The sequence below is a fragment of the Streptomyces glaucescens genome (genome assembly GCF_002154375.1).
Lineage (GTDB): Bacteria > Actinomycetota > Actinomycetes > Streptomycetales > Streptomycetaceae > Streptomyces > Streptomyces glaucescens.
The window spans coordinates 1-10,317 of sequence record NZ_MUND01000128.1 but is presented as its reverse complement, the minus strand read 5'-3'; the positions used below and the strand labels follow the sequence as shown (position 1 = coordinate 10,317).

Sequence of the window (10,317 nt, the reverse complement as noted above, 5' to 3'; positions counted from 1 at the left end):
CGAGCCACCAGGGCGGGCGGACGAGCTTGATGCCGAGGTAGCCGACGACGAGGAGCGCGAGCCAGAGCGGGACGTTCATGGCGGGGGTCTCCTAGGCCTTGCAGCGGTGGGTGCGGGCGGCGAGTTCGGCGGCGGAGCGGTCCGCGTAGTCGGCGGAGAAGCCGCAGCCGGGGGCGGTGCAGGCGGCGGTGTGCTTGTCGCGGCCCCGGCCGTCGTAGTACGTGGCGACCTGGACGGGGCCGATGCGGATGCGGTCGCGGAAGCGGCGGTAGACGGCCATGAGGTCAGCCCTCCTGTCGGAGGCTGGGGCCGGGGAACTCGGCGAGGATGCGGGCGGCGGTGTCGGCGTCCGGAGTTCGGTCGGCGGCCTCCTCGGCGAGCAGCCGGGCCAGGGCCGGACGGCCGGCGGCGGCCATCTCACGGGCCGCGTCGATGTAGTCGGCGGCGCGGTCGAAGGTCTGGGGCATGAGCTGTAGTCCTCCCCGGTCAGGTGAGTTGGAGCTGAGCGGCGATGGCGTCGGCCATCGGGGCGGGCAGGCCGAGCCGAGCCGAAAGTGCGTTGGCGGGCATCGGCGTGCCGGTGGATGCCTGGTGGGCGTCGGCGATCTTGCGGGCGTGGTCCAGCAGCGCGGCCGGGACCGGAGGAGCCGCGGGCGCGGACTGCGATGGCGTCGGAGCCGGGGCCGGGTCCAGTTCAGGCACGGTGGGTGCGGGGTCCGGCTCGGACGTGGTGTCGACGCGGTGTGTCTCGACTTCTGGCGCGGCCGGTTCGTCGTTCACAGGTCGTGCAGGTTCCACCAGGGTGGTGGGGCTGTGGACGAGGAGGGTTCCGCCGAGGAAGGCCAGGGCGGGCCAACCGGCGACGAGGATGCGCAGCCAGGCGGGCACGTGGGCCAGGTCGAGGAGTCCGGCGGTGGCGACGTTCGCGCCGAGCGAGGCGGCCAGGGCGATGACGAACCAGGTCCAGGCCGAGCGGTCGCGGCGGGCCGTGCGCAGCCGTCGCCAGGCGGCGACCAGCAGCAGGTCGACGGAGACGGGGTAGGCCCAGGCTTTCCAGCCGGTCTGTCCGGCTGCTGCGGCCAGGTCGTGCAGGTGGGCGAAGGACAGGGCACCGGCGATGACGGCCTGGACGAGTACGGCGTCCGGGCGGATTGAGCGGGGCATGGGTTACCTCCCTTCGAAGGGAAGTCGGGCCGGTCAGGGACGGAGCGCGGGGCATGCCGCCCCTGGTCCAGCGGGGTGTCAGTCGGTGACCGGTCGGGGCTTGACCAGCGACGGGCCGGGCGCCGGCGCTTCGGCGGGCACGAAGGGGCGGAAGGGCTCCAGCGCGGGAAGGTCCGGCACCAGGTGGGCGAAGGTGCGGCAGGCGGCGATCACGTCGTCGCGGGAGGTGTGCGGAGTGCGGATCTTCGACCAGCCGCCCGTGGAATCGGCCGCCACAGCCGTACCGGGGCGCTCCATCGGGATCAGGCTGGCGGCCGGGACCGCGTCCGGGGCCACGTCGGCGAGGCCCATTTCGGCGGTCTGCTTGTCGTTGACCCGGTGCACCACGCGGCCGGTGAGCTGGGCGCGGAGCATGGTGGCGCCCTTGCCCAGTTCGGAGCCGAAGCGCTGGGCACAGATCTCCAGGTAGATGCCAACCGCGCGGGCCATCTGCGCGAGGCGGATCAACGCGGTGACAATCCGTTCCCGGCGTTCCTCGTCCTTGCGCGAGGAGATCAGGAACAGTTCGGCGACCTCGTCGACCAGGACCACGACCGGCACCGGGCGTATCGCCTCGGAGAGTTCCCAGATGTCGGAGGCTCCGTGCAGGCTCAGCAGGTCGAAGCGGTCTTCCATCTCCGCCACCAGCACATCCAGCAGCGACGCGGCTTCATCCGGTGTGGTGACCAGGGCCGACAGGCGGGGTGCGAAGGCGGTCTGTTCCACCCCGCGCTTGCAGTCGATGCCCACCAGCGCGACAGGAAGCTGTGCGAGTCCCTTGATCAGGGAACGTTGGTACATCGACTTGCCGGAGTGGTTGGCGCCCAGGGTGAGGGCCATGGGGGCTTTGCGGTAGTCCCGCTCGAAGGCGGTCCCGTCCTCCCGCAGTGCGACCGGCACCACCATGTCGCGGGGCCGTGCCTTGCGCGGCATCCGCACCCGGCGCAGCACGTCGTAGCCGGTCATGCGCAGCTCAACGCATCCGGGCTTGGTCGCCACCACGGTCACCGAGTGCACACCCCACGCGTGACGGAGCCGTTCCGAGGAGGCCATCACGTCCGCCGGTTCCAGACCAGCGGGCAGGCGCAGGGTGACCCGCAGGCCGGTCGAAGTGGGGCGGACCCGGCGGATCCTCGGCGGTACCGGCTGTACCTCACGGCGGGCGACGTTGCGAGTGACGAACGCCCGCAGGCCGGACGGCTGCACCGTCAGACCGCACACGTCCATCGTGGAACGATAGGTGAGGGCGACCCGGCCCCAGGTGAGCGGCGCCCCGACCAGCGACCAGTACACACGCGGAGCGCGGAACCTGGCGTAACCGAGCCCGCCAGCACCGGCTAAGGCTCCCGTGGCCTCCAGCCACATCGTCACGTCGGCCATGGTCAGGCCGCCGGGGTGATCGCGACCGCACGGAACGAGATCCCATGCCGCTTCTGGCCGTTGAACTCGTTCTCCCAGTCCCGCGCCTTGAGGCCGATCACCTTGACCGGCATGCCCGGCGTCAGGCCCTCCGGGTAGCCCGTCTCCGGGACGGTCACCTGGTAGAGGTTCCCCTCCCCCTCGTCCGAGACCAGCAGGCCCACGGTTGACAGGCTCGCGCCGGTCTCCCGGTCAAGGGCCCGCTCTCCGGTCTTCTTGTTCGCCATCTTCGGTTCCGGCGCGGTCGCCACGAAGACCACAGCGGTCGACAGGTCGATCTTGAAGGACGCCATCAGTTACTCCCAGTGTTGATGTCGGAGCAGCCCAATAGGGACGCGTAAGCCCCGCTGTCCTAGGACTGCGAGCCGTTGAGAGAGATAGTGCATCGCAGTCCTAGGACTGTCAACAGTCCTAGGACTATGTTTCACTAGGTCTCGTCGAGAGGGGTTCGAGATGGCGCCCAAGTGGCGAGAGCTGGCAGACAAGCTGGCCGAGCAGATCAAAAGGGGTGACTACGCCCCTGGCCAGCGACTGCCGCACATCAGAGAGCTTGTCGAGGCAGGCGAAGGCTCCAAGGCCACCGTGCATGCCGCCTACAAGGCGCTGGAAGCCGAAGGCCTGGTCACCTCGTCGCGCGGGCACGGCACCGTCGTGCGTCAGCGCGTTCCCCTCAAGCGCTTGGGTATCGCCCGCTACGACAAGGTCAAGTGGCGGGACGGTGACGAGGTCGCCTTCATCGCGGACCGCGTGGCTTCCGGACGCGGGTATCGCCGGAACGAGCAGACCCAGACGGTCAGTCGCGTCGTGGCGCCACCGGAGGTGGCAGCCGCACATGGACTACCGGAGGGCGCCGAGGTCTACGCCCGCGCGCGTCTGGTGAAGGAAGGCGATCAGCCGACGCACACGCTGACCAGCTACTACCGGCCCGAGCATGTGGAAGGCACGCGACTGGTGGACCCCACCCCGGGACCCGCCGGCCGGGGCGGCGGATTTCGCGTGCTGTACGACGCGGGTTACGAGATCGATCACATGAGGGAGCGACTGTTCGCCCGTGCCGCCACCCCGGACGAGGTGAAGCAACTCCAGCTACCGCCGGGCGAACCGGTCGTAGAGCTGCATCGGACGACCTACACCGCCGACGGCACTGTCGTGGAGTTCGCCATCGGAGTGCACGCGGCATCGCGCTTCGCGTGGGAGTACGACTTCAAGGTGCCCGACTCGGCGAAGGACGGGGAAGGTCAGCAGTGATCACGAAACAGGATTGGGCAGACGCCCGGCGCGTGTGGGAATACCACCAGATGGGCCACTCGCCCCGGCCGTGCTCGGTTGCCATCGGACTCGGTAGCCACGACCTGGGCGTGGCTGACATCGCAGTGGACCTGTACAAGCGCGGTATGGCCCCGCTGCTCCTGTTCACCGGCGCCACCAGCCCCACGACACGGGAACGCATGCCCCGCGGTGAAGCTGTCCACTACCAGGAACGGGCAATGGAACTTGGTGTCCCCAGCGCGGCCGTTCTCGTGGAGCCGCGCGCCCGCAACACGGGCGAGAATATCCGTTTCTCACGAGAGCTGCTGGAGAAGAGGGGGATCGAGGTGTCCTCGGTGCTCCTGATCAGCAAGCCGTACGAGGAGCGGCGAGCGTACGCCACTGCATGCAAGCTCTGGCCCGAAGTCGAGGTCGTCAGCGCTTCCACTCCGATGACACTCGACGAGTACGTCGACTCCATCGGCGACGCCCGCCTAGTGATCGACATGCTGGTCGGCGCGCTTCAGCGACTGATGATCTACCCGGAGCAGGGATTCATGATCAGCCAACCGCTACCCGCCGACGTACTCGAGGCATACGAGCGCCTGTGCCAAGCCGGATTCACGAGCCGACTCCTGACCACCGACGCGCATTCGGCTTGACCCGGGCCAGAGCGAAAGCTGTTACAGGTTTCTCTACCTCATCAAGGCACCCGGCTGCGCTCCGCTCCGCCGGGCGCGCTTCCCGGCTCCGCTGCGGACGCCGCTCCTGCCTTCGGCCCGCTCCGCCCGCGCTGCGCCGCGCGCGCCCACGTGTGGATAGGACCGGTGGCCATGAGTCGATCACCGCATAGAGCGGCCCGCGGTCAAGGCAATGCCTCCGGCGGGGGATCGGCCGGCACCGGGATGGCGGGGGGCGCCGTCGCCGACCGCGGGCACGTAGTGGCGTGCGTGGAGTGCTCCCATCCCGTCCGCCGTCGACCCAGGCAGAGCCGAGCAGACGCGGCCCAGGGGCGTCAAGGTCGTTCGTACAGTGGCGCGCTCCACCTTGACGCCCCTGAACCACGCCCGCTCCACGGTGTGTGGGTCGACGGCGGACGGGATGGGAGCTGGGGCGAGTAGAGGGTTGAGGTTCTTGGCACGACACCATCGTCGGTCGGACAGACTGCCACCCATGGATGCAGGACTTGCGGCAGTACTTGGAGCAGTTGCTGGGGCGATCGGGACGACAATGGCTGGCCTGTCAACCGGGTGGGCTGCCCAGCGCCAGGCCAAGATCACAGCTCGATCAGCGCACCTTCTCAAGCGGGGGGAGTCACGAGAGATCGCCTACAAGGCATTTCTCGCAGCCGCCACCACACTACGAGAACACTTGATCACCAGAGTCGGCGTGGCGTTGCCGGACGAATACGACGACCGGGTCCCTCCTCCAGACCAGGCCTTCTGCACCGAAGCGGACAATCTCTATACGACGCTACGAAATGCATGGCTGGAAGTTTCGCTCGTAGGCCCGGAGTCTGTTCTTGAACCCGCTGGCGCCATCGCGGATGCTGCTGACGACCTGGTTCGTCACTCCAAGGTCATCTCGGCCTTGTCCAGGGTCCCCTCCGCGAGGGCACAGATCCAAACATTCAGAAACGCAGCCAAGGAAAATATGCAGCGACTCTCGCGTAACATCCGTGAGTTCAGCAAGCTGGCCCAACAAGCACTCGATCGCGACGGCACTGACCGATGACCGACCGACAGCAGTCGGACACTTTGTTCACAGTGTGACCATGCCCGCCGTCGTGTCCCAGGGAGACTGCTCAAAGGCCGAACGGTTGCACGACAGGGTTCCAGCCCTAGACACCCTGCCCCTCTCGCGTCAAGTCCGCCTCTGACGGATGACACCAACGCCTGACACCAACGGGTCCGAACAGCAGCGGTCGAGGCCGAACCTTCATGGACCGGCACTAACGGACTGCGGCCGGTTGACCGACGTCACAAACGCCCGTTGATCGACCTGATAAAGATGAGGCTCGTTCGCGACGTTGCCCGTAGAGTCGAGGCGCCCCGACAACAGGTGCCCCGGGGGCACCCGAGGCGTATGCCGAACCGGTGGGAGTAAGAGGCGGCTCGCGGGGTGGTCGTACGAGCGTGGCGCGCGAACGGCGTCCTGAGTAGGCCCCACCGGACCCCGGCATACAGTCCAAGGTGCCTGTGCCCCCTCCGTGCCCGATCTAGGGGTAAGCCGCGGGAAGTCACGGTCATCAGCGGACACTGCGCAACACGACGGCCCCTGACCGTATCGCCTGGTCAGAGGCCGTCTCGCTGCGCGGTGGGTGTGGGATTTGAACCCACGGTGACTTGCGCCACGACGGTTTTCAAGACCGTTCCCTTAGGCCGCTCGGGCAACCCACCTCGTCCGCCAGGGGCGGAGCGGGTACAGCGTACCGGGATCGGACGGATCATGGGGGCGGCAGCCCGGGCGCTGCCCGCAACGGCGCCCGCCGGCACTTCTCCGCTCGCCATGGCGTCCGTCTGTCTCGGATCCGTCGGCCGGTCGCGGCCGCGATAACCTCTCTGGCGCACACTCCAGAGCGAACCAGGACGATCACCGACTGACGGCAACGGGGGGAGCGAACCCATGGCGTGGGACGAATGGGAGCAGTTGAAGGCTCAGGCCGCCGACTCCCGGCCGACGCAGATGCGGCTGAACCAGGCGCCCGCGCAAGGGCCGGGTTCCGGTGGCAAAGCCGACCTGGTCGTGCAGCAGGACGATCTCGGCGCTGTAGGACACGACGCCTTCGTCCTGCACAGTGAGCTGGTCAAGAAGGTCGACATCGCCGGTGCAGGCATGAACGGCGACCACGCCGGCTCAACGCACCAGGCGGCGGCGGAACTCTCCAAGTCGAACTTCGTCATGGGCGACGAACTCATGACGACGCTGACGATCTGGGAGGGGCAGGTGAAGGCGGTCCGCCAGGCCTGCGCCCACATCTCGAACCACCTCGACTTCAGCAAGAAGCTGCACGCCAACGACGACGCCGAGATCGCCGCCGCGATCATGAGGCGGGACGGCTCGGCAGTGCCCGCCTCCGAGCTCGACAAGTACTTCAAGTAGCACAGGGAGCTCGGAGATGTCCCTCACCTACCACGACCTCATGCAGGTCGACCTCGGCAAGCTGGGCTCGGCGGTCTCCGACTGGAAGAAGGCGGTCGACAACCTGAAGCAGCTCGAGTCCGACGCACGTGACGGGCTCCAGAAGAAGTCCGACCGGGCGCGCTGGGAAGGCGTGAACGCGGGCGTCACTCGGCAGTTCGTCAGCAAGACGGCCAAGGAGATCGCGGATCTCCACGTGGAGGCCAACGGCATTCACAAGGTCCTGGATGACGCACACCGTGAACTGGAGGCGCTGCAGAAGGGGGTGCGAACCCTCACCGCGGAGGCCAAGGACAAGGGCTACACCGTCCGGGACAACGGAGACGGCACGGTGAGCGTCGACGCCCATGCCATGCCGGGCGCGGACCCGAAGGACGACAAGAACCTGGAGGAGCGGCAGCGCTACGCCGACTCGATCACAGGGAAGATCGCCCACGCCAACGACATCGACATCTCCACCAAGATGGCACTGTCGCGCACCCACGGAAACGACCCGTACAACGCCGGTCACGCGAAGTACGACTCGCTCAACGACGCGCAGGTCGAACGGGCCCTGGAACTGGCTGAGAAGCGCGAGACCATGACCGACCGGGAACTCGCGGAACTCAACCGGCTGCTGCGCCACAACGGACGCGAGGAGGACGGGGAGTTCGCGACCGAGTTCTTCCAGGGGCTGGGCGGGCCCAGGCAGACCCTCGAGTTCTACGGTGCCATGTCGAACGACGGGACCGGCGAGGGCGCGACGAAGACGCGGCTGGCCGGGGTACAGGATCTTCAGAAGTACATGGGCCATGCTTTGGCCAACGCCACGGATCCCTACACCCCCCAGAGCATCAAGGGAGACCGGCAGCATCTGCCCTCCTGGTGGGGCGCGGAGTTCCGCAAGCTGGGCACCCAGGAGATCGAGTGGGAGCGCGGCATGATGAACCGGCCCTACGGATACCAAGTGCTGGGCGGCCTGCTCCGCTACGGCAACTACGACCCCGCGTTCCTCACCCCCATCGCGGAGCACGTCACCCAGCTGCACCAGGACGATCCGCGCCGCTTCCTGGCGAACAAGCCCGCCGGCAGCGACGACGGCTATGGATTCAATCCCTCCGGGAAGCTCGGCACCGGCAATGAACCGCTGAACAGCGTGCTGGAGGCCCTCGGACACAGTCCCGAGGCCGCGGAGCAGTTCTTCACGCAGCCGCCCACGGCATACAACGAGGACGGCACGATCAAGTCCGGGGAGAAGACGGACTTCAAGTCCTACCTCGATCTCTTCACGGACAAGGATTTCGAGTGGACGATCGACACGAACGCCCACAACGTCCTGGCGGATGAGGAAGGCACGAAGAAGGCCCTCAACTTCGGGCCCGACGCCCTCGGCCACGCGCTGGAGGCCGCGACCACAGGGCGCCCGTACGACAGCGACATCGCTGACCCCTCGATCAAGCACACCGAGGCGCAGGCCAAGCTGGTCCACGACATCGTGGAGAAGTTCTCGGCGCATCCGGACCTGCTGACGCACAACCTGAACGGGGACCTGGAGGAGGAGAAGACCGGGCCGCTCTACGCGTTGCGGGACAGCCTCGGGCACATCTCGGCGGATTACATGGGGGACTTCCAGCGCTCCATGTATCTGGAAGGCGCCGAGAGCAAGGTTTTCCCGGTCAATGGCGCGGCGGCCAACCTCGACTCCGGAAATGCCATGAAGTTCCTCGGACTGGTCGGGCAGGATCCGAACGCGTACAGCGCCATCACTGCTGCGCAGCAGGCATACACCACGAACGTTGTCCACAATTTCCTGGATACGGAGGGGAAGGGCCTCACAGCTGAGGACAGCGCGCGCGTCGGCGACCTGGTCGCGCCAGGTGCGGCCATTGCGGGAGTCATGAGCAACGCCCGGGCCGACGCGATCTACGACTACCACACCGCTTCGAACAAGGAGTACAACGAGGCGGTGGCCGACAATGCAAAGTGGGTCAACCGTATTGTGGGCCTGGGCACGTCAGCTATCCCAGCTCCTTTCTCCGTGGTGGGAGAACCAATCAACTGGCTGGCTGAGGATGTGTCGGAGAATGTGGTGAAGAGCGTTTCGCAGGACACCACGGATGAGGCCGAACATGATGCGGGCAGGGAGTACACGAAGGGGCGGAAAGCTGTGGTGGAAGCCTCAGCGGCAGCTGTAGTCAGCTATTTCACCCACCATGCAGGCATCGACCAGAGGACCAGGGAGGACATCGAACGAGGTGTTCGAACTGCAGCCGGTCTTAGTCATACCGATGGCGCTCAGTGGAATTCCTCGGGAGACGGAACGTGAGAAACCTCCAAAGCTCGACCCATCAGCCATTGAGAAGGCAGGGGTCACATGCGCGGGTGCAGAGACTGGTCGCCACTGCTTTCCTCGTGACGATGCTTACCGCCTGTGGCTCCTCGGATGATCAGGGTCTTTCTTATCCGGTCCCGGACAACATTTGTGGTATTCCCGCCGACAGAGAGGTACTGGAAAATCTGCTCGACGATGGTGACATGCTGGAACAGGATTCCGGTTATTTCACCCTCGAAGAAGGCCAGTTCTGCCACATGTACGTGGACGGGAACGACTCCGTGGTCAGTGACGCTACCTGGCGCGAGAGTGGATACGAGCTGCGCGATCTGTTCGAAACCTACGACGTCAAGGGTCTGCGCTACTTCGAGAGGGGCAAATATGCCTCATGGAACTTCGGGGTGGCAACTGTGATTCCATGCCCAGGGGTCAGCGAGAAAGGTGACGCGGTATCGGTGCAGGTCAACGACCTGAGATGGAACCGCGATTCGCAAGCGCAACTGGAGAAGCTCGGCCCGGCCTACTTCGACGCCTATAAGAAGAAGCTCGGCTGTCGGCCCTGAGGCTGCGACAGCACGCATGCACAAGGGGCGCCCCCCGATGAGAGGGGCGCCCCTTGTGATCGGTGGGGGTCAGCTGTCGCCCACGCGGCTGCCCAGGGTCAGTTCGACCGTGCGGGTCTTGCCGTCGCGCTCGTAGGTGATGGTGACCTTGTCGCCGGGCTTGTGGGTCCAGATCTCGCCGATCAGGGTGGGGCCGCTGTCGATCACCCTGTCGTCGAGCTTGGTGATCACGTCGCCGGGCTTCAGGCCGGCCTTGTCGGCGGGGCCGCCCGCCTCGACCGGGTCGGAGCCGCCCGCGCCGGTGTCGGTGATCTTCGCGCCGTCGGTGCCGTCCTCCAGGGAGACGGAGGCGCCGATCTTCGCGTAGACGGGCTTGCCGTTCTTGATCAGTTCCTGGGCGACGTACTTCGCCTGGTTGATCGGGATGGCGAA

12 protein-coding genes and 1 tRNA gene are annotated in these 10,317 nt (G+C 66.7%); 6 read left to right on the top strand and 7 right to left on the bottom strand.

Going from position 1 to position 10,317, the window contains the following annotated elements; translation table 11 throughout:
- Positions 1-91: 91 nt before the first annotated feature.
- The 5 genes from CCN42_RS09555 to CCN42_RS09535 all read right to left on the bottom strand — a co-directional run bounded on the left by CCN42_RS09555 (position 92) and on the right by CCN42_RS09535 (position 2,915).
- Positions 92-280 (bottom strand): mobile element transfer protein, encoded by a 189-nt coding sequence (locus CCN42_RS09555; RefSeq protein WP_086734551.1) that lies wholly within the window; start codon positions 278-280, stop codon positions 92-94.
- Between the two features lie 4 nt (positions 281-284).
- Positions 285-467 carry a hypothetical protein gene (locus CCN42_RS09550; protein WP_086734549.1) on the bottom strand — a complete coding sequence of 61 codons (183 nt, stop codon included), beginning with the start codon at positions 465-467 and terminating at the stop codon, positions 285-287.
- Between the two features lie 19 nt (positions 468-486).
- A complete protein-coding gene (locus tag CCN42_RS09545; RefSeq protein ID WP_086734547.1) occupies positions 487-1,164 on the bottom strand; it encodes a DUF2637 domain-containing protein in 678 nt (225 codons plus the stop codon).
- 78 nt (positions 1,165-1,242) lie between these two features.
- Positions 1,243-2,583: an FtsK/SpoIIIE domain-containing protein gene (locus CCN42_RS09540; RefSeq protein ID WP_086734545.1), complete on the bottom strand. Its 1,341-nt coding sequence runs from the start codon at positions 2,581-2,583 to the stop codon at positions 1,243-1,245.
- 2 nt (positions 2,584-2,585) lie between these two features.
- A complete protein-coding gene (locus CCN42_RS09535; RefSeq protein ID WP_086734543.1) occupies positions 2,586-2,915 on the bottom strand; it encodes an SCO3933 family regulatory protein in 330 nt (109 codons plus the stop codon).
- Positions 2,916-3,075: 160 nt separating this feature from the next.
- On the opposite strand from CCN42_RS09535, the gene CCN42_RS09530 reads away from it, so the two are divergent.
- The 3 genes from CCN42_RS09530 to CCN42_RS42065 all read left to right on the top strand — a co-directional run bounded on the left by CCN42_RS09530 (position 3,076) and on the right by CCN42_RS42065 (position 5,604).
- Positions 3,076-3,870 (top strand): GntR family transcriptional regulator, encoded by a 795-nt coding sequence (locus tag CCN42_RS09530; protein WP_086734541.1) that lies wholly within the window; start codon positions 3,076-3,078, stop codon positions 3,868-3,870.
- Positions 3,867-4,532: a YdcF family protein gene (locus CCN42_RS09525; protein ID WP_086734539.1), complete on the top strand. Its 666-nt coding sequence runs from the start codon at positions 3,867-3,869 to the stop codon at positions 4,530-4,532. The genes CCN42_RS09530 and CCN42_RS09525 overlap by 4 nt, the downstream gene beginning before the upstream one ends.
- A 511-nt stretch (positions 4,533-5,043) precedes the next feature.
- Positions 5,044-5,604: a hypothetical protein gene (locus CCN42_RS42065; RefSeq protein WP_143661883.1), complete on the top strand. Its 561-nt coding sequence runs from the start codon at positions 5,044-5,046 to the stop codon at positions 5,602-5,604.
- 580 nt (positions 5,605-6,184) lie between these two features.
- On the opposite strand, the gene CCN42_RS09520 is transcribed toward CCN42_RS42065, so the two are convergent.
- Positions 6,185-6,269: transfer RNA gene (locus tag CCN42_RS09520), tRNA-Ser, on the bottom strand.
- A 226-nt stretch (positions 6,270-6,495) separates the two neighbouring features.
- Here CCN42_RS09520 and CCN42_RS09515 point away from each other — a divergent pair.
- From CCN42_RS09515 to CCN42_RS09505, 3 genes are read left to right on the top strand one after another with little or no spacing between them, the layout of a single operon-like run.
- Positions 6,496-6,972, top strand: a complete 477-nt coding sequence (locus CCN42_RS09515) for a hypothetical protein (protein WP_086734537.1) — start codon at positions 6,496-6,498, stop codon at positions 6,970-6,972.
- A 16-nt stretch (positions 6,973-6,988) separates the two neighbouring features.
- Entirely contained in the window at positions 6,989-9,316 is a 2,328-nt protein-coding gene (locus CCN42_RS09510) for a DUF6571 family protein (RefSeq protein ID WP_086734535.1), read from the top strand.
- A 56-nt stretch (positions 9,317-9,372) separates the two neighbouring features.
- The gene (locus CCN42_RS09505; RefSeq protein ID WP_086734533.1) at positions 9,373-9,885 is read left to right on the top strand and encodes a hypothetical protein; all 513 of its coding nucleotides are present in this window, start codon (positions 9,373-9,375) and stop codon (positions 9,883-9,885) included.
- 69 nt (positions 9,886-9,954) lie between these two features.
- Here the strand turns inward: CCN42_RS09505 and CCN42_RS09500 are convergent.
- Positions 9,955-10,317: S1C family serine protease (locus CCN42_RS09500; protein WP_143661882.1), on the bottom strand; the 363-nt coding region annotated here is incomplete at its 5' end.

Bases quoted from the DNA above. Each gene is read 5' to 3' on its own strand.
- CCN42_RS09555 (WP_086734551.1), bottom strand. From the start codon at position 280: ATGGCCGTCTACCGCCGCTTCCGCGACCGCATCCGCATCGGCCCCGTC.
- CCN42_RS09550 (WP_086734549.1), bottom strand. From the start codon at position 467: ATGCCCCAGACCTTCGACCGCGCCGCCGACTACATCGACGCGGCCCGT.
- CCN42_RS09545 (WP_086734547.1), bottom strand. From the start codon at position 1,164: ATGCCCCGCTCAATCCGCCCGGACGCCGTACTCGTCCAGGCCGTCATC.
- CCN42_RS09540 (WP_086734545.1), bottom strand. From the start codon at position 2,583: ATGGCCGACGTGACGATGTGGCTGGAGGCCACGGGAGCCTTAGCCGGT.
- CCN42_RS09535 (WP_086734543.1), bottom strand. From the start codon at position 2,915: ATGGCGTCCTTCAAGATCGACCTGTCGACCGCTGTGGTCTTCGTGGCG.
- CCN42_RS09530 (WP_086734541.1), top strand. From the start codon at position 3,076: ATGGCGCCCAAGTGGCGAGAGCTGGCAGACAAGCTGGCCGAGCAGATC.
- CCN42_RS42065 (WP_143661883.1), top strand. From the start codon at position 5,044: ATGGATGCAGGACTTGCGGCAGTACTTGGAGCAGTTGCTGGGGCGATC.
- CCN42_RS09515 (WP_086734537.1), top strand. From the start codon at position 6,496: ATGGCGTGGGACGAATGGGAGCAGTTGAAGGCTCAGGCCGCCGACTCC.
- CCN42_RS09510 (WP_086734535.1), top strand. From the start codon at position 6,989: ATGTCCCTCACCTACCACGACCTCATGCAGGTCGACCTCGGCAAGCTG.